This window comes from Tardiphaga sp. 862_B3_N4_1, assembly GCF_051811085.1.
Lineage (GTDB): Bacteria > Pseudomonadota > Alphaproteobacteria > Rhizobiales > Xanthobacteraceae > Tardiphaga > Tardiphaga robiniae.
The window spans coordinates 2,610,471-2,627,235 of the sequence record NZ_JBPWQB010000002.1 but is presented as its reverse complement, the minus strand read 5'-3'; the positions used below and the strand labels follow the sequence as shown (position 1 = coordinate 2,627,235).

The following is a 16,765-nucleotide window of genomic DNA, read 5'->3' as shown; positions in this document are numbered from 1 at the left end:
TCATCCGCATCCGATTAGTGAGCCGGGCCGGCATAAGCCTATCGGCTCGGTTCATGAATGAACGGGCAATCCTCTTTGCATGAAGGGCTGCGAACGAGCGGTTTCCCGGCCTGTCCACGCCAGCAGATTTACCCGACCTGCGACAAAATAGCTAACGCGCGAAGCCTCACGGCAATTCACTTCAGCGGTATTGTTAATTGTTTCCGGGCCGCCGTGGCGTCCGCACAACAGTTTTAGGCTTAAATAGACGCGGCTGCGGCTCGCGACACCCAAGGTGTCATGGGCCGGTCAAGATGAACTATCTGTAATGCGCGCGGCGCAAGCAGCGCCCTGCCTATTCGGGCAGCCTGTCGCCCCGGGATTGGGCGACACTCATCAGGTCATCAGGCCAAGCGCATCTTCAAAAAAAGCCGGTCCACCGAAATTGCCGGACTTCAGCGCCAGCAGCATCTGGCGCTCTGCCGCGCCGACTGCGCGCAACACCGGCACACCGGCGGCGATTTCCGCACCGACCAGAAAACCCGGAATGCCCAAACGATCCACGACAGCGCCGGAAGTCTCGCCGCCAGCCACGACGAGCCGTTGTACGCCGGCGCGGACGAGACCTTCAGCGAGATCGGCCATCGCCTGCTCGATGGCGTGCCCCGCCGCATCGCGGCCATGGCGCTTTTGCAGGGCTGTCACCTGATCCGGCGTCGAACTGCTGGCGATCAGGACCGGGCCTTTGCCGAGCCGCTCTTTCGCCCAGCCGAGCGCGCGCTGAACTTCCGCGCCACCGGCAATCACCTGTTCGGGATCGAGATGCAACACCGGCATCACCAGTTCGGCGCGCGCGATCTGCTGCAGCGTCGCCTGCGAACAACTCCCAGCCAGACAGGCTGCAGCGCCGCCCACAGGCGTATCCTTGATCGATGTCGCCGCATTCGCCTTGACGCGCCCCGACGCGACCAGTGCGCGCGCGAGACCAAGCCCCATGCCGGACGCACCGACCGAGACGCGATGACTCAGGGCGACCGCACCGATGGTTTCCAGATCGCTGGCAAACACCGCGTCGATGATCGCCGCGCCAAAGCCATTCTCCGACAGTCCATCGAGATGCGTCCGCACCACGTCGGCGCCGCAGGCGACAACGCCGAGATCGACCAACCCGATATTTGTCGCGCTCTGCCGCGCCAGCACACGGACGAGATTGGAGTCGTGCATCGGATTGAGCGGGTGATCCTTCAGCGGACTCTCGTTCAGCGGCACGGAGCCAACGAACAGATTGCCCTGATAGACCGTGCGGCCGGTCTCGGGGAATGCCGGCGTCACCAGCACGATATTGTCACCGGAATCGAGCCGCAACGCGTCCATCACCGGGCCGATATTGCCGGCATCGGTGGAATCGAATGTCGAACAGATCTTGAACAGCACATGATCCGCGCCGCGGCTGCGTATCCATTTTTCGGCGGCGCGCGATTTCTCGACCGCCTTGCTGGCCGCGATCGAGCGACTCTTCAGCGATACTACAACGGCATCGACGTCCGGCAGCTGCAGATCATCAGCAGGAATGCCGATGGTCTGCACCGTGCGCAGACCGCAGCGGGTCAGCGTGTTGGCCAGGTCGGACGCACCCGTGTAGTCGTCAGCGATGCAGCCCAGCGCCAGCGTCATGCTTTCACTCCGGCATAGGGCTTGAACCAGCCAAGTCCTGCGACCGTGTCGCCGGCCGGGCGATATTCGCAGCCGACATAATTGTCGTAGCCGAGCCGGTCGAGTTCATCGAACAGGAACGGATAGTTCAGTTCCTCACCGGACGGTTCGTTGCGCGACGGCACGCTGGCGATCTGGATATGCCCGATCCACGGCAGCATCTCGCGCAGCCGCATCGTCACGTCACCGTGCATGATCTGGCAGTGATAGATATCGAACTGCAGCCCGAGATTGGGAATCTTCATGTCAGCGATGATGTCGCGCGCGAACATGAAGTCGTTGAGAAAATAGCCGGGCACGTCGCGCGGGTTGATCGGCTCAATCACCACGTCGACGCCATGTTCGCCGAGAAAATTCGCGGCCCATTCAACGGATTTGCGGAAGGCCGCGACGGCCTTCCGATCCTTGCGATCGGCGAGACCCGCCATCATGTGCAGGCGGCGGACATTGGTGGCCAGGGCATAAGGCAGTGCCGTGTGAATGCTCTGCCGGAGCTCATCGAACTTGTCGGGACGTGCGGCAAAACCCTTTTCGCCGGCATTCCAATCGCCCGGTGGCAGATTGAACAGCACCTGCTTGAGCCCGTTGCGTTCCAGTCGTTCGGCGATCGCTTCCGGCGGATGCTCGTAGGGGAACAGGAACTCCACCGCAGTAAAGCCTGCCTTGGCCGCGGCATCGAAGCGATCGAGGAATGCGTGTTCGTTGAACATCATGCTGAGATTGGCGGCGAAGCGGGGCATCGATCGTCCTCGTGTTCTTAATTCGGCTCGCCCGGCAGCTTGGTGCCGGTGACCTTGGCATACATCCGCGCCACCGACGCATCGTCATCGCGGCCCATGCCGGAGGCCGAGGTCATCAGAAACATCTGCAGTGCCGCAGCGGAGACCGGCACGGGGAATTTCGCTGTACGCGCCATGTCCTGGATGATGCCAAGATCCTTGACGAAGATATCGACCGCGCTGCGCGGCGTGTAATCGCCATCGAGCACATGCGGCATGCGGTTCTCGAACATCCAGGAGTTGCCGGCGGAGGCGGTGATCACCTCGTAGACCTTGCGGATATCGAGACCCTGCTTGGCGGCAAACGCGATGGCTTCCGAGGCGGCGGCGATATGTACGCCTGCGAGGAGCTGGTTGATCATCTTGAAAGCGGCGCCCTGCCCGGCGGCATCGCCGAGTTCGTAGAGCTTGGCGGCCATCGCATCGAGCGCCGGCCGCGCCTTGGCAAAGGCAGCCTCGCTGCCGGATGCAAGAATGGTGAGTTCGCCCTGCGCCGCGCGCTGTGCACCGCCGGAGATCGGGGCATCGAGGTAATGTCGGCCGGTGGCTTCGAGATCCCCGGCAAGGCGGCGGGCGACATCGGGATCCATCGTCGCGGACGATACGAATACCGCACCTTTCGGCAGCGTTTCGGCAACGCCATCCGTCCCGAACAGGATGGTCTCCGTCTGCGCGGCATTGACGACGACGCTGATGACGATATCCGCACCCTGCGCAGCGCCGGCCGGGGTATCCGCGCCCTGCCCTCCGTCGGCCACGAAGCGCTTCACCGCATCCGCCGAGACGTCACAGCCGGTCACCATGAAGCCGGCCTTCTTGAGCGACAAGGCCATGCCATAGCCCATCGATCCCAGACCAATAACGGCGACGCTTGGTCTCTCAGAACTTGGTTTTTCAGATGCAGGTGACATGCGGCAATTCCCTAGGGGTCCTCGATAGCCAGCTTGAGGCGGCCTTGCCTCTCGGTAACACGGCTTGGCCATCATGCCAAAGCGTGGGAAAAAGCATCACGAGGAAATGCCTAGAAAAGACCGAGGACATCCGGTGACTGACACAAAGCTCCGTGAAGAGATCTGCCGGCTCGGCCGCTCGCTGTTCGACCGTGGGCTGACGCCGGGCTCATCAGGCAATATCAGTGTGCGCTGCGATGATGGCGGCTGGCTCGTGAGCCCGACCAATGCGTCACTGGGCTCACTCGATCCGGCCCGGCTGTCGCGCCTCGACAGCAACGGCCGCCTCATATCTGGCGACGCGCCAACCAAAGAGGTTCCGCTGCATACGGCACTGTATGAGACACGCAGCGCCGCCCGCGCCGTGGTGCATCTGCATTCGACCCATTCGGTCGCCGTCTCGATGCTGCCGGAAATCGATCCGCGCGCCGCGCTGCCACCGATGACGCCCTATTACCTGATGAAATGCGGCGCGACGGCCCTGGTGCCGTATTATCGGCCGGGCGATCCGGCGGTCGCCGACGCCATAAAGGGCCTCGCCGGCAAATATTCATCCGTGCTGTTGGCCAATCACGGCCCGGTGGTGTCCGGCGACACGCTGGAAGCAGCGGTCTATGCCATCGAGGAACTCGAGGAAACCGCGAAACTCTATCTGCTGCTGCGCGGGCTCAACCCGCGACACCTGACGCCGGCACAAGTGAAGGACCTGGTGGCGACGTTCGGGCTGGTTCTGCCCGATCATGACGCGCATGGGCACGATTGAGCCAGGCGGCTCATTTAAGGAGTTGATCGTAGTCGGCGTGCGATCCAATCCAGAACCATAGCAAACCATCATCAACCTCAACGGCCAAAGCCCGATAACGCAGGCCAACGCGCGCCGAAACGTAGCGGCCGATCTTCTTCAAGTGCAGCGAAGGGTGACTGGGGTTACTTTTCAGCAGTGCGAAATTCTTGTCTGCCAATGAACGAACGTGAACGGGTAATCGCTGATAGGCCGCCCAGAATTCCGGACTGGCGAGGTGTTTCACAGGTCGCGCGCGCGGCCTTGGCTGGAGCCGTTCAGAGCTTGCTCGGCCAAGCGGTCCAGCTTCCCTGACGATGCATCAGCAGCAATCTTTTGATCGAACACTTCGGCGTCAAAAGCCTCGAACCAGGCACGGAATTGCGCTAGCTCCGCCGGTGGCAGATTCTCGATCGCCTTCTCGATGTCTTCGACGTTGCTCATCCAAGAACGATAACACGTTCGTCAGCGGCTTTAAACGGGACAATTCCGGGACTTACAGCCCCAGATACGCCTTGCGCACATCCGGATTGGTCGCGATCTCCGAGGCCTTGCCCTGCATCTGGACGCGGCCGGTCTGCAGGATGTAGGCGCGGTCGGCGATCTCCAGCACTTCGGCCATCCGCTGCTCGACGATCAGCACAGTCATGCCCGCGTCGCGGATCTTGATGACCGCCTGAAAGATCTCGTCCACCAGCTTCGGCATGATGCCCTGCGACGGCTCGTCGAGCATCAACAGGCGCGGTCGGGTCATCAGTGCGCGGCTGATGGCCAGCATCTGCTGCTCGCCGCCGGACAGGGTTTCGGCGCGTTGCTCGAGACGTTCGGAAAGGCGCGGGAACAGGTCGAACACCAGCTTCAACGGCTCGTCGCGATCGGGCTTGCCGCGATACATGTAGCTGCCGAGGCGGAGGTTGTCTTCCACCGACAACCGCGGAAACAGCCGGCGGTTTTCCGGCACATAGGCGATGCCGCGCGCGGTGATGAGATGCTGCGGCACGCCGTTGATCTGCTCGCCATCGAAGGTGACGGTGCCCGAACGCGGGCGCTCGGCGCCGGCAATGGTCTTGATCAGCGTCGACTTGCCGGCGCCGTTGGAGCCGCAGACGGCGACGATCTCGCCCTTGGCGACGTCGATGGTGACGTCCGAAATGGCGACCAGCCCCTGATAGGCGGTGGTGGCCTCACGCACCGACAGCATGGCGATCCCCGAGATATGCACTGATGACTTCAGGATGCCGCACGACATCCGCGGGTTTGCCCTCGACAAGCTTCTTGCCGAGATTGAGCACGATGGCGCGGTCGACCAGCGGCATGACGATTTCCATGACGTGTTCAACCATCAGCACGGTGACGCCGGTCTCGCGGACCTTGCGGACCAGGGCCACACCCGACTGCGCCTCGAGCGGCGTCAGGCCGGTGAGACATTCGTCGAGCATCAGGAGCTTCGGTTCGGTGGCCAGCGCACGCGCCACTTCGAGGCGGCGCTTCTCCGACGGAATGAGATCCCTAGCAAGCTTGTCGGCGCGCGGGGCAAGACCGCAGAACTCAAGCACCTCATGTGCCTTGCGCCGCGCATCGCGCATCTTTTCGTTGCGGATCAGCGCGCCGACGATGACGTTGTCGATCACGGTCATGGTCTCGAAGCTCTTCACCACCTGGAAGGTGCGCGCGATACCGCGCTGGCAGCGTTCCGCCGCCGGCATCTGCGTGACGTTCTCGCCGTTGAACCAGATCGTGCCCTGCGTCGGCGGCAGCACGCCGGCGATCAGGTTGAACAGTGTCGACTTGCCGGCGCCGTTCGGCCCGATCAGGCCGACGATTTCGCCAGCGCCGACGGAGATCGAGACGTCGCTATTGGCGATCAGGCCGCCGAAGCGCTGCCAGACGCCACGGGTTTCGAGAAGAGGTGTCGTCATTGCGGCACTCCTTTCGAAGCCGGACGTCGCGAGAACAGGCCGATCAAACCATCGGGCCGCGCCAGCGAGATCACGACGATCACTGCGCCATAGAGGATGAGATCGACGCCGCGGCCGGAGCCGCCGATGAAGGAGCGCGTCAGTTCGGTCATCGGGATCAGGATGACCGCGCCGAGCACCGGGCCCCACAGCGTGCCGATACCGCCCAGCACCGCCGGCAGTGCCATCAGCAGCGAGAACTGGAAGGTCATGACGCTTTCGGGGTCGATATAGGAAACGAACTGGGCGTAGAACGCACCGCCGATCGCGGTGAGGAAGGCCGAGACGGCGGCCGCGCCCATCTTGGAATTGAACACCACGACGCCGAGGCTTTCGGCCGCATCGGGATTATCCTTCACCGCGCGCCACCAGAAGCCCCATTTGGAGTCTTCCAGCCACCAGGTGATGAACCAGGCGACGCAGCAGAACACGAGGGCGAAGTAGTAGAAGGGCAGCTTGCTACGCGTGAACTGGAACTTGGCCCAGCTATCGCCGCGGACCGGGATGTCGATGCCGAGCGCCGCACCGGCATAGTCCCAGTTGTGGAACAGCAGGAAGCCAATTTCGGCGATGACGATGGTGGCGATGACGAAGTAATGGCCGCGCAGGCGGAAGGTCGGATAGCCCAAGGCGAGCGCGATCAGCGCGGAGATGATACCACCGCCGAGCATGCCGAACCACGGCAGCACGCCGAATTTGGTGAACAGCAGCGCCGTCGTATAGGCGCCGAGGCCGAAATAGAGCGCATGCCCGAGCGAAATCTGGCCGCAATAGCCGCCGAGGATATTCCAGGCCTGCGACAGCGCCGCATACATCAGAGTCAGCACCATGATGTTCTGGACATAGACGTCCTTGACGAAGAACGGCACGCAGGCGGCGATGGCCGCAAGCGCGGCGGCGAGGATGAGGTCGCGGCGGCGACGTTGGGTGAAGCTGTCCATCAGATCGATCCGAACAGGCCGCGCGGCCGGACAAAGACGACGAGAAGATAGACGGCATAGATGCCGACCGATTTGAGCGACGGCGGCAGGATCATCGCCGTGGTCGCCTCGACCAGACCGACGATGATGCCGCCCGCGAACGCGCCGAACACGCTACCGAAGCCGCCGAGCGCCACGGTGACATAAGCGATCAGCGCAAAGGACGCGCCCACGTCGGGATAGATGTAGAAGAAGATCGCCATCACGCCGCCGGCCAAACCGATTAGCGCCGAGCCGAGGCCCCAGCCGAGGGCGAACACCTTGTTCTTGTCGATGCCGACCAGCGCCACGGCACCGGCATCCTCACGGGTCGCTTCGAGCGCGCGACCGAAGTCGGTCTTCTTCATGAAGAAGTAGAGCGCGCCGAAGGCGGCAATGGAAATCAGCGCGCCGACCAGCTGTGGCACCGGCAGAAATACGCCGAAGATCGAGATGGTCTTGCCGCCGAGCATCGAGGCCGGGATGCTGCGATAATCCGGGGTGAAGAAGAACTGCGCGAGGCCGCGCATCAGAATGGCGAGGCCGAAGGTTGCGAAGATCTGCACCATGCCGATATTGGCCTTGGCCCGCATCGCGAAGCGTATGATCACGAGATAGATCACCGCGCCGAACACGAACATGCCGGCCGCCACCAGCGGGATCGACAGCAGTGGGTCGACCGCCCAGAACATGAACAGGAAGAAGGTGAGGTACATCGCCAACATCAGGAATTCGCCATGGGCGAAGTTGGTGACGTCCATCAACCCGAAGATCAGCGCGAGGCCGACCGCGAGCAGGCCGTAGAGCAGCCCCATCAGCAATCCGCTGGCAAGGCTCTGGATGATGGTCGCGGCGGTCACGAAGTAATCCTCTCTGTCTGTCGTCCCCGCGAAAGCGGGGACCCATAACCACCGACATCACAACTGGGCGATGCCGGTCAGACCAGGTGCAAACCAATCCTTCGGAGGATATGGATCCCCGCCCCCCGCACGCCTTCGGCGTGCTAGGCGGGGATGACACCGGAGTGTGTGGTGACGTCGTCGAGTCCGACGACGACGCCACATGCGTTTAGAGAACGCGCCTTACGGCATCGGCCAGATCGCATCCGCCACGGCGGCCTGCGGCGGGAAGATGGTAACGAACTTGCCACCATTATACTGCAGCAGTACCGGATCGGCGTTGTTGTTCTGGCCCAACTCGTCGAACTTGACCTTGGCCCACGGCATGATCGTGCTTTCGCCCGGCATGTCGGTGGCGACCAGCGCTTCGCGGATTTTCTCACCATCGGTGGACTTGGCACGATTGATGGCGTCGGCCATCACGATCAGGCCCATGAACTGGCGCGAGGAGTAGTCGTTGAAGTCCTTGCCGGACTTCTCCTTGAACATGTCGTTGATCTTGCCGACCATCGGACGCTTGGCGGCGAGATCGAGCGAGAAAGAACCGCGCGAGATCACGCCCGGAATCTTGTCACCGACCGCGTCATACAGCGCCTTCTCGGAGAAGCCGGCGTCCTGTGCGACGATGTTCTTGGCCTTGTAGCCGAGTTCGCCCATGGTCTTGATGAGCAGGATGCCATCGGTGGTGTAGCTCGACGGCATCAGCACGTCGGCATTGGCAGCTTTGAGCTGCTGCACTTCGGCAGTGAGCGACGGCGAATTGGCGCGATACTTGATGTCCGCGACGATCTTGTAACCGCGGTCGGCAGCGAGCTTGAGCTGCGCATTCGCCGAGTCCGTACCGAAAATCGTGTCTTCATGGAACAGCGCCAGCGTCTCGATCTTCTGCCCCCTTTTCTTCAGCGCATCGAAGAAATCGAACATCGCCGTCGAGAACATTTCGTCATGCGGAGCGGCGCGGAAGTAATATTTCAAACCGCGGCGATGCAAGCTTGGCGACGAGTTGTCGGCCGACAGGAACGGGATCTGGTAGCGCTCGCAGATCTGGCTGACGGTGACGGCTACGGCGCTCTGGTAGGTGCCGACGATGGCCGAGACCTTTTCCTGGGTGATGAGGCGTTCGGCTTCAGCGCGGCCCTTCTGCGGATCGGCCTGGTGATCGGCAAATACGAGACGCACCTTGGCGCCGCCGAGACCGGTGAAGCCTTCACCCTTCGCCATCGGCAACGCGAAATCGTAATCCTTGTTGATGATATCGGCAGCCGTTTCGAAAGCCTTCTGCGCGTCGACGCCGATCTGCGCGCTGGCGCCAGACAGCGGATAAATCACGCCGATCACGACTTCCTTGACCTGGGCGCGCGCAGGCTTGGCGAGAGGCAGCAGCGCGGCGGAAGCGGCGCCTCCAAGCAATACGTTTCGGCGAGAAATCGTCATGTCTTTGTCCTTTGTGACCGGCGGCTATCGATGAAACTAATCAAGGTTACGGTAAAGCCCGAAAGATCGGCAAGCTGCTTCTTATAAAACAGCCAAATGCTTATTCTTCAGGTCCGTGACGAGCATGACACCCGGCGCATGCGTAATCGCAAACGGTACGCGCGCTGCAGCAATGACGGCTTGCGGCGTCACGCCACAGGCCCAGAACACCGGGATCTCGTCATCATTGATGCGCACCGCATCGCCGTAATCAGGCTTGTTGATATCCTTGATGCCGATCGACTGCGGCAGACCCAGATGTACCGGCGCACCATGCACTGCGGGAAAACGCGAGGTGATCTGGACGGCGCGGATCGCATCAGCCGGCTTCAGCGGTCGCATCGACACCACCATCGGCCCGGCGAACGGGCCTGCGGATTTGCAGGCGATGTTGGTGCGATACATCGGCACCAGCACATCCTGCTCGATATGACGGATCGGCAGATCGTCGGCCATCATGGCTTCCTCGAACGAATACGAACATCCGATGACGAAAGACACGAGATCGTCGCGCCAGTACTTCGTCACCTCGTAAGGGCGATCAATCGCCTCGCCATCCTTCCAGACGACATATTGCGGAATGTCAGTCCGGATATCGAGATCAAGACCGAGCGCGGGAATGCTTGGATTGCCGACATCCGACATGCCGATGATCGGGCACGGCTTCGGATTGAGCTGGCAGAAGCGATGAAAGGCTGCGGCCTGGGCTTCCGGCAAAATCACGAGATTGCCCTGGACATAACCCGGGGCTACTCCGGCGGTGCTGCCATATTTGCCCGCGCGATATTCGCGGCGAGCAACCGCGCTGGGCAAATCCGAGGATCGATCGTCGCTTTGCTGCGCTGCCGAAGAAATAGCCATCTTAGTGTCCTGCCTAATTCTGCCTCGACACGCACTGAAACTCAGGGCTAGTATAATGTCTAATCGTTGTTTTTAATCGACATCCATAAATCCTACTTATCGATAGCCGGATCGCATCCATGGCGGACTTCAAGGCGCTGGAGACTTTTCTCTGGGTGGTCAATCTCGGCAGCTTCCGCGGCGCGGCCCAGAAGCTCAACACGACCCAGCCGGCAATCTCCCAGCGTATCGCGCAACTGGAACAAGAGATGGGCGTGCGGCTTCTGCAGCGTGACCGCCGTATGGCCTCGCCGACGACGGCCGGACGGCAGATGCTGGTCTATGCCGAAAAGCTGATCGGCCTGCGCTCAGAGATGATGGCGGCGGTTGGCGATCGCTCGGCAATGCGCGGCGTGCTGCGGCTCGGCGTCGCCGAGACCATCGTCCACACTTTGCTGACGCGGCTGATCAAGCACGTCAACATCTCGTATCCGAACCTGTCCCTCGAAATCGAGGTTGATATCACGCCGAACCTGAATGCGCGGCTGCAGGCACAGGAGATCGATCTCGCTTTCGTGCTCGGGCCGCTTTCGACATCCAACATTCGCAACCGTGTGCTGTGCGACTACCCCGTCGGCTTTCTCGCCAGCCCTTCGCTCGGGCTCGGCAATGATCTGCTCTCGATCCATGACCTCGCGAAATTTCCCATCATCACCTTCTCGCGCAAGACCCGGCCCTACGAGATCGCGCGCTCGCTGTTCAACCGGCCCGACCTGCCACCGATCCGGCTGCACGCCAGCGCGTCGCTGTCTACCGTAATGCACATGGCGATTGAGGGCTTAGGCATAGCACTGATCCCGACAGCCATCATCGAGAACGAACTCGCGGACGGACGCCTACAATTGCTCAATACCAACCTGCAGCTCCAGCCGCTGACATTTTCGGCAAGCTGGCTCGCGTCACCCGACACGGCCGCGATCGAACTCGTCGCAGGCATTGCTGCGCAACTGGCGCAGAACAGCCCATTGGTTGACGAGCCGGCAGCGTCGGGTCATTGAAAAGCAGGCCTCTTCAACACAAACTTCTCGGGACAGACCGCATGACCAAGCTTGGCGACAACCTCAAAATCGATTCCGCACGGCTGTGGGACACGATCAACGAGACAGCGAAATTCGGCGGCACCCCAAAAGGCGGCGTGCGACGCCTGACGCTCGGGCCTGAAGACAAACTGGTCCGCAACTGGTTTCGCAAGGCCTGCGAAGACGCTGGCCTGGAGGTGCATGTCGATGCCCTCGGTTCGATGTTCGCGCTGCGCAAGGGCCGCGACATGTCTAAGGCGCCGATCGGCATCGGCTCGCATCTCGATACCCAGCCGACTGGCGGCAAGTTCGACGGCATTCTCGGTGTGCTCGGCGCGCTCGAAGTCGTCCGCACGCTGAACGATGCCGGCATCGAAACCGAGATGCCGATCTGCATCGCCAACTGGACCAACGAGGAAGGCTCGCGCTTTGCGCCGGCGATGATGGCCTCCGCCGCCTATGTCGGCGACTTCACCACCGACGACATTCTGTCACGCAAGGACATTGCAGGTGTCACCGTCGGCGAAGCGCTCGACGAGATTGGCTATCGCGGCGACGTTGCGGTCGGCACGCAGAAATTCTCAGGCTTCGTCGAACTGCATATCGAACAGGGCCCGATCCTCGAGGCAGAGAGCAAGACCATCGGCGTGGTTGAAGCTGGCCAGGGCGTGCTGTGGTTCGACGGCATGATCACCGGCTTCGAGAGCCATGCCGGCTCGACGCCGATGCCACTGCGCAAGGATGCGCTGGCGACATTGTCGGAGATCGTGCTCGCCACCGAGCGTGTGGTCAGCAATATCGGCGCGCTCGGCACCATCGGCGAAGCCGTGATCGCAAATCCGTCACGCAATGTGATCCCCGGCGAGATCGCCTTCACCATGGATCTGCGCAGCGCCGACGCCGGCAAGCTCGACGCCATCGAGAAAGGCGTGCGCGATGCCATCAAGGAGATCGCTGCGCATCGCAAGGTCGACGTCGCCTTCGACAAAGTCTGGCACAAGCCGCCGACGCACTTCAACAAGGACTTCGTCAATGCGGTCGAGACCGCCGCGACGTCGCTCGGCTACTCGCATCGCCGTATCACCTCAGGCGCCGGCCACGACGCCTGCAACCTCAACAACATCATGCCGACTGCGATGGTGTTCATTCCGAGCAAGGATGGCATCAGCCACAACGAGCTCGAAAGCTCGACGCAGGAAGATTGCGCCGCCGGCGCCAATGTATTGATGCATACGGTGCTGGCGCTTGCCGGCGTCGCATCGAAGTAACGAAGACAGACAGGGGATAGTGATGCGGGGTGTATTCGTCGATGCCAGCGAAGAGCTGGCGAAGATTCTGGAACGGCTGACGCAGCCGGGCGACATCGCGGTAAAGATCAATCGCGATGAGGACATCAAGTCGGCCGATTTGCCTGAGGTGCTGGACGGCGCCGAGATCGCCATCATCGATCACACCTATCTGCCGACCGATGTGGCCAAGCAGTGCGCCGGCCTGAAGCATGTCGTGTTTCTCGGCACCGGCGCGCGCAGCTACATGAATATCGAGGAGCTTGCCGGGCTGGGGATCGAAGTCCACCTGATCCGCGGCTACGGCGACACCGCCGTCGCCGAATGCGCCATTGCACATATGTGGGCTGCCGCACGCGGCCTTGCCCAGCAGGACCGTGAAATGCGGGCCGGCAACTGGCTGCGCGATGAAGGCATGGAGCTCACCGGCAAAACGGTTGGTCTGATCGGCTTCGGCGGCATCGCTGCGGAAGTCGCGCGTATTGCGCTCGGTTCGGGCATGAAGGTGATTGCCTGGAACCGGTCGCCGAAGACCCATCCCGGTGTGGAATTCACCGACATGGAGACAGTGCTGGCCAAGAGCGACGTCGTCTCGATCCATCTGCTGCTGAATGACGAGACGCGCGGCATGATAACACGCGACCGCATCGCGCAGATGAAGAAGGGCGCGATCCTCGTCAATACTGCCCGCGGCGCCGTGATCGATGAAGCGGCGATGATCGATGCGCTGCGCTCCGGCCATCTGCGCCATGCCGGTCTCGACGTGTTCGACATCGAACCGCTACCCGCGAACCATGTGCTGACGACACTGCCTAATGTGACGCTATCGGCGCATTCCGCGTTCCGCACGCCAGAGGCCAGCATCAATCTGATCGCAGCGGCGTGGAAGCATTGCCGGCGGATTGCGGCTTAAGCGCTGCGAACTCCCAAAATGAAAATGCCCGGCTCAAAAGCCGGGCATTTTTCTAGATGCGCAAGAAGCAGAATTACTCCACCATCTCCGCGACGGCCTTGCCGCAAGCGCCTGTATCGGCCTGACCGCCGAGATCGCGCGTCCGCAGCGTGCGTTCACCGAGCGTGCGTTCAATCGCCTTGACGATGGAATCCGCTGCAGCCTTCTCGCCGAGATGCTCCAGCATCATCGCGCCGGACCAGATCATACCGATCGGATTCGCGATGCCCTGCCCGGCAATATCCGGCGCCGAGCCATGCACCGGCTCGAACACCGACGGGAAATCGCCAGTCGGATTGATATTGCCGGATGGCGCGATGCCGATGGTGCCGGTGCAGGCCGGGCCCAAATCGGACAGGATGTCGCCAAACAAGTTGGATGCAACCACGACGTCGAACCAGTCCGGATGCATTACGAAATTCGCGGTGAGAATGTCGATGTGATACTGGTCCCACTTCACATCGGGATAGTTCGCGCCCATCGCCTTCACGCGTTCGTCCCAATAGGGCATCGTAATCGCGATGCCGTTGGACTTGGTCGCCGAGGTCAGGTGCTTCTTCGGCCGCGACTGCGCGAGATCGAACGCGAACTTCAGGATGCGGTCGACACCGGTGCGGGTCATCACCGTCTGCTGGGTAACGAATTCACGGTCGGTGTCCGGGAACATGCGACCGCCGACGGATGAATATTCACCTTCGGTATTCTCGCGCACCACCCAGAAGTCGATGTCGCCGGGTTTGCGACCGACCAGCGGACAGGGCACGCCGGGCATCAGGCGCACCGGGCGTAGATTGACGTATTGGTCGAATTCGCGCCGGAACTTGATCAGCGAGCCCCACAACGAAATGTGATCCGGAATCTTTGCCGGCAGGCCGACGGCGCCGAAATAGATCGCATCGTGCTTGCCTATCTGCGCTTTCCAGTCGTCCGGCATCATCTGGCCATGCTTCTCGTAATAGTCATAGGACGAGAAGTCGTAATGATCGAAATGCACCTTCACGCGATGCTTTTTCGCTGCCGCTTCAAGGACGCGCAGGCCTTCCGGCATGACTTCCTTGCCGATGCCGTCGCCGGGGATGACCGCGATCCGATATTCTTTTTGTGCGCTCACGTGGGGTTTCCTTCGCCAGTAATTCTGCCTGCAGATGTGGACCAAAGCCGGCCTGCGATCAACGCTGCACTGCAATGTTGACCGGTTTTGCCGCAGGGGCCTAACTCTGTCGCAGACAATCCCTTCTGCAATCCAGAGGCATTCCATGGATCTTCATTTGCGCGGCAAGCGCGTCCTGATCACGGGCGCATCCAAGGGTATCGGCGCGGCGGCCGCGGAAGCGTTTGCCGAAGAAGGCTGCGATCTCCGCCTCGCGGCCCGCAATGTGGAGCAGATGCAAGCGCTGGCAGACCGGCTGCGATCCAACCACCAGATCGACGTCGCCGTGCATGGCGTCGATCTGCGCAAGCCGGACGATCTGGCGTCGCTGGCGGCTGCCGCCGGCGATATCGACATCCTCGTCAACAATGCCGGCGATATTCCCGGCGGATCGCTCGACAGGATCGACGAGCCGACCTGGCGCCATGCCTGGGATCTCAAAGTGTTCGGCTTCATCAATCTGACGCGCCTCGTCTATGCGCAGATGAAGGCCCGCGGCCACGGCGTGATCGTCAACGATATCGGCGCGGCCGGCGAGAAGTTTGACGCCAATTACATCTGCGGAAGCGCCGGCAATGCGGCGCTGATGGCGTTTACGCGGGCGCTGGGCGGCAAGAGCCTGAAGGACAATATCCGCGTCGTCGGCATCAATCCCGGCCCGGTCGAGACCGAGCGTCACGTCACGCTGATGAAGACCCGCGCCAAGACCCAATTGGGCGACGAGAACCGCTTTCGGGAATTGCAGCAGGGTCTGCCACTCGGCCGCGCTGCGAAACCGCGCGAGATCGCCGACATGATGACGTTTCTGACGTCCGATCGCGCGGGCTATACGACCGGCGTGATCTACACCGTGGATGGCGGATACAGCGCAGGCTGGAGCAGTTAGTCGCTTTTCTTAACCTCGCCCCGCTTGCGGGGAGAGGTCGGAGCACGAGCGGCAGCGAGTGATCCGGGTGAGGGGGAGCCAGTGTTTCACTCGCTGGCTCCCCCTCACCCGTCGCGGACTTCGTCCGCGCCACCCTCTCCCCGCAGGCGGGGCGAGGGAAAAAGCGCGCTAGCTCAGTGCGCCGGAATGCACCCACCACAGCGGATGAGCGAGCTGGATGGCGCCGGCCGCGCGCTGCGCGTCGGTGTCATTGCCGAACAGCGCAAAACAGGTCGCGCCCGAACCCGACATGCGAGCCAAGCGAACGCCTTCGGCACCGCGCAAGGCCGACAGCACGGTGTCAATCACGGGCTCGACCTTCAATGCGGGCGCTTCAAGATCATTGGTTCCGGCATTGAGCGCGTCGATCCAGGCATCGAGTGAGCCGCCTTCATTCGGCCAGGTGGCCCGTTTCAGGACGTCTTTGACGCCGACACGCAGCTCGCCATTCTTCAGGCCGAGCTCCTTGAACACATCCTTGGTCGCTACCGGCACGCGCGGATTGACCATCACGCAGGGCAAACGCGGAATGCTGAGCGGCAGCAGGTTTTCGCCCACACCCGTCATCACGCAGGCGTGCGACGGCACGCAAACCGGCACATCGGCGCCGGTCAGGCGCGCCACTTCGAGCACGCGGGGATCGTCCATTTCGAGATTGTTGGCGCGCACCAGGAGGCGGAGCGCTGCGGCAGCATCCGCCGACCCGCCGCCAATGCCGGCGGCAACCGGCAAGTGCTTGTCGAGTGCAAAGCGCCCGAATGTAAGACCCTCGACGCGCTCGCCGAGCAGCCGTGCGGCCTTGATCACGAGATTATCGGCGGTGTCGCCGCATTCCTGCGCGCGCGGGCCGGTCGCGGTCAGCGACAGATCGCCGCCCGCATCCAGCGTCAATCTATCGGCGCAATCGGCAAAGGCCACGACGCTTTCGAGATCATGATAGCCGTCAACTCGACGGCCGATGACGCGCAGGGTCAGATTGACCTTGGCGCGCGCATCTTCTTCGAGAACCGGGCTCGTTGAACCGGTCGTGCCCCCAACCATT

At 62.0% G+C, this 16,765-nt stretch carries 18 protein-coding genes; 5 read left to right on the top strand and 13 right to left on the bottom strand.

From position 1 onward, the window contains the following. Positions 1–375: 375 nt before the first annotated feature. From otnK to ltnD, 3 genes are read right to left on the bottom strand one after another with little or no spacing between them, the layout of a single operon-like run. Complete coding sequence (gene otnK, locus AB8B02_RS29700; RefSeq protein ID WP_120288433.1) at positions 376–1,653, bottom strand: 3-oxo-tetronate kinase; 1,278 nt, start codon at positions 1,651–1,653, stop codon at positions 376–378. After that, positions 1,650–2,432, bottom strand: a complete 783-nt coding sequence (gene otnI / locus AB8B02_RS29695) for a 2-oxo-tetronate isomerase (protein WP_120288432.1) — start codon at positions 2,430–2,432, stop codon at positions 1,650–1,652. The genes otnK and otnI overlap by 4 nt, the downstream gene beginning before the upstream one ends. A gap of 17 nt (positions 2,433–2,449) precedes the next feature. Then, the gene (ltnD, locus tag AB8B02_RS29690) at positions 2,450–3,382 is read right to left on the bottom strand and encodes an L-threonate dehydrogenase (protein WP_120288431.1); all 933 of its coding nucleotides are present in this window, start codon (positions 3,380–3,382) and stop codon (positions 2,450–2,452) included. Between the two features lie 133 nt (positions 3,383–3,515). Here ltnD and otnC point away from each other — a divergent pair, with 133 nt between their 5' ends. Beyond that, positions 3,516–4,184, top strand: coding sequence for a 3-oxo-tetronate 4-phosphate decarboxylase (gene otnC / locus AB8B02_RS29685; protein ID WP_439065875.1), 669 nt, complete (start codon positions 3,516–3,518; stop codon positions 4,182–4,184). Between the two features lie 10 nt (positions 4,185–4,194). Here the strand turns inward: otnC and AB8B02_RS29680 are convergent, their stop codons facing one another. The 8 genes from AB8B02_RS29680 to AB8B02_RS29645 form a co-directional block, all read right to left on the bottom strand. Further along, the gene (locus AB8B02_RS29680; RefSeq protein ID WP_120288429.1) at positions 4,195–4,449 is read right to left on the bottom strand and encodes a ParE family toxin-like protein; all 255 of its coding nucleotides are present in this window, start codon (positions 4,447–4,449) and stop codon (positions 4,195–4,197) included. Continuing rightward, the gene (locus AB8B02_RS29675; RefSeq protein WP_120288428.1) at positions 4,446–4,646 is read right to left on the bottom strand and encodes a hypothetical protein; all 201 of its coding nucleotides are present in this window, start codon (positions 4,644–4,646) and stop codon (positions 4,446–4,448) included. The genes AB8B02_RS29680 and AB8B02_RS29675 overlap by 4 nt, the downstream gene beginning before the upstream one ends. Before the next feature lie 52 nt (positions 4,647–4,698). Beyond that, positions 4,699–5,403: an ABC transporter ATP-binding protein gene (locus AB8B02_RS29670; protein WP_068733264.1), complete on the bottom strand. Its 705-nt coding sequence runs from the start codon at positions 5,401–5,403 to the stop codon at positions 4,699–4,701. Next, the gene (locus tag AB8B02_RS29665) at positions 5,387–6,121 is read right to left on the bottom strand and encodes an ABC transporter ATP-binding protein (protein WP_068733262.1); all 735 of its coding nucleotides are present in this window, start codon (positions 6,119–6,121) and stop codon (positions 5,387–5,389) included. The genes AB8B02_RS29670 and AB8B02_RS29665 overlap by 17 nt, the downstream gene beginning before the upstream one ends. Further along, on the bottom strand, positions 6,118–7,101 hold the full coding sequence (locus AB8B02_RS29660) for a branched-chain amino acid ABC transporter permease (RefSeq protein WP_170849756.1): 984 nt from the start codon (positions 7,099–7,101) through the stop codon (positions 6,118–6,120). The genes AB8B02_RS29665 and AB8B02_RS29660 overlap by 4 nt, the downstream gene beginning before the upstream one ends. After that, on the bottom strand, positions 7,101–7,934 hold the full coding sequence (locus AB8B02_RS29655) for a branched-chain amino acid ABC transporter permease (protein ID WP_210269314.1): 834 nt from the start codon (positions 7,932–7,934) through the stop codon (positions 7,101–7,103). Before AB8B02_RS29655 ends, AB8B02_RS29660 begins: the two co-directional genes overlap by 1 nt. A 267-nt stretch (positions 7,935–8,201) precedes the next feature. Further along, positions 8,202–9,452, bottom strand: coding sequence for an ABC transporter substrate-binding protein (locus tag AB8B02_RS29650; protein WP_120288427.1), 1,251 nt, complete (start codon positions 9,450–9,452; stop codon positions 8,202–8,204). Positions 9,453–9,533: 81 nt separating this feature from the next. Further along, complete coding sequence (locus tag AB8B02_RS29645; RefSeq protein WP_120288426.1) at positions 9,534–10,352, bottom strand: putative hydro-lyase; 819 nt, start codon at positions 10,350–10,352, stop codon at positions 9,534–9,536. A 119-nt stretch (positions 10,353–10,471) separates the two neighbouring features. On the opposite strand from AB8B02_RS29645, the gene AB8B02_RS29640 reads away from it, so the two are divergent. The 3 genes from AB8B02_RS29640 to AB8B02_RS29630 are packed head-to-tail and all read left to right on the top strand — an operon-like array spanning position 10,472 to position 13,609. Further along, positions 10,472–11,389, top strand: a complete 918-nt coding sequence (locus AB8B02_RS29640; RefSeq protein WP_120288425.1) for a LysR family transcriptional regulator — start codon at positions 10,472–10,474, stop codon at positions 11,387–11,389. A gap of 41 nt (positions 11,390–11,430) precedes the next feature. Then, the gene (locus AB8B02_RS29635; protein ID WP_120288424.1) at positions 11,431–12,678 is read left to right on the top strand and encodes a Zn-dependent hydrolase; all 1,248 of its coding nucleotides are present in this window, start codon (positions 11,431–11,433) and stop codon (positions 12,676–12,678) included. Positions 12,679–12,700: 22 nt separating this feature from the next. Next, positions 12,701–13,609 carry an NAD(P)-dependent oxidoreductase gene (locus AB8B02_RS29630; RefSeq protein ID WP_120288423.1) on the top strand — a complete coding sequence of 303 codons (909 nt, stop codon included), beginning with the start codon at positions 12,701–12,703 and terminating at the stop codon, positions 13,607–13,609. A 73-nt stretch (positions 13,610–13,682) separates the two neighbouring features. Here the strand turns inward: AB8B02_RS29630 and AB8B02_RS29625 are convergent, their stop codons facing one another. After that, on the bottom strand, positions 13,683–14,759 hold the full coding sequence (locus AB8B02_RS29625) for a tartrate dehydrogenase (RefSeq protein WP_093759542.1): 1,077 nt from the start codon (positions 14,757–14,759) through the stop codon (positions 13,683–13,685). 145 nt (positions 14,760–14,904) lie between these two features. On the opposite strand from AB8B02_RS29625, the gene AB8B02_RS29620 reads away from it, so the two are divergent. Next, positions 14,905–15,684 (top strand): SDR family oxidoreductase, encoded by a 780-nt coding sequence (locus AB8B02_RS29620; protein ID WP_120288421.1) that lies wholly within the window; start codon positions 14,905–14,907, stop codon positions 15,682–15,684. A 168-nt stretch (positions 15,685–15,852) separates the two neighbouring features. On the opposite strand, the gene AB8B02_RS29615 is transcribed toward AB8B02_RS29620, so the two are convergent. Beyond that, the gene (locus AB8B02_RS29615; RefSeq protein WP_120288420.1) at positions 15,853–16,764 is read right to left on the bottom strand and encodes a 4-(cytidine 5'-diphospho)-2-C-methyl-D-erythritol kinase; all 912 of its coding nucleotides are present in this window, start codon (positions 16,762–16,764) and stop codon (positions 15,853–15,855) included. Between the last annotated feature and the right edge of the window lies 1 nt (position 16,765).

Bases quoted from the DNA above. Each gene is read 5' to 3' on its own strand.
- AB8B02_RS29670 (WP_068733264.1), bottom strand. From the start codon at position 5,403: ATGCTGTCGGTGCGTGAGGCCACCACCGCCTATCAGGGGCTGGTCGCC.
- AB8B02_RS29620 (WP_120288421.1), top strand. From the start codon at position 14,905: ATGGATCTTCATTTGCGCGGCAAGCGCGTCCTGATCACGGGCGCATCC.
- AB8B02_RS29660 (WP_170849756.1), bottom strand. From the start codon at position 7,101: ATGGACAGCTTCACCCAACGTCGCCGCCGCGACCTCATCCTCGCCGCC.
- AB8B02_RS29665 (WP_068733262.1), bottom strand. From the start codon at position 6,121: ATGACGACACCTCTTCTCGAAACCCGTGGCGTCTGGCAGCGCTTCGGC.
- AB8B02_RS29640 (WP_120288425.1), top strand. From the start codon at position 10,472: ATGGCGGACTTCAAGGCGCTGGAGACTTTTCTCTGGGTGGTCAATCTC.
- AB8B02_RS29615 (WP_120288420.1), bottom strand. From the start codon at position 16,764: ATGGTTGGGGGCACGACCGGTTCAACGAGCCCGGTTCTCGAAGAAGAT.
- AB8B02_RS29675 (WP_120288428.1), bottom strand. From the start codon at position 4,646: ATGAGCAACGTCGAAGACATCGAGAAGGCGATCGAGAATCTGCCACCG.
- AB8B02_RS29630 (WP_120288423.1), top strand. From the start codon at position 12,701: ATGCGGGGTGTATTCGTCGATGCCAGCGAAGAGCTGGCGAAGATTCTG.
- ltnD (WP_120288431.1), bottom strand. From the start codon at position 3,382: ATGTCACCTGCATCTGAAAAACCAAGTTCTGAGAGACCAAGCGTCGCC.
- AB8B02_RS29650 (WP_120288427.1), bottom strand. From the start codon at position 9,452: ATGACGATTTCTCGCCGAAACGTATTGCTTGGAGGCGCCGCTTCCGCC.
- AB8B02_RS29635 (WP_120288424.1), top strand. From the start codon at position 11,431: ATGACCAAGCTTGGCGACAACCTCAAAATCGATTCCGCACGGCTGTGG.
- AB8B02_RS29645 (WP_120288426.1), bottom strand. From the start codon at position 10,352: ATGGCTATTTCTTCGGCAGCGCAGCAAAGCGACGATCGATCCTCGGAT.
- AB8B02_RS29655 (WP_210269314.1), bottom strand. From the start codon at position 7,934: ATGGGGCTGCTCTACGGCCTGCTCGCGGTCGGCCTCGCGCTGATCTTC.
- otnK (WP_120288433.1), bottom strand. From the start codon at position 1,653: ATGACGCTGGCGCTGGGCTGCATCGCTGACGACTACACGGGTGCGTCC.
- otnI (WP_120288432.1), bottom strand. From the start codon at position 2,432: ATGCCCCGCTTCGCCGCCAATCTCAGCATGATGTTCAACGAACACGCA.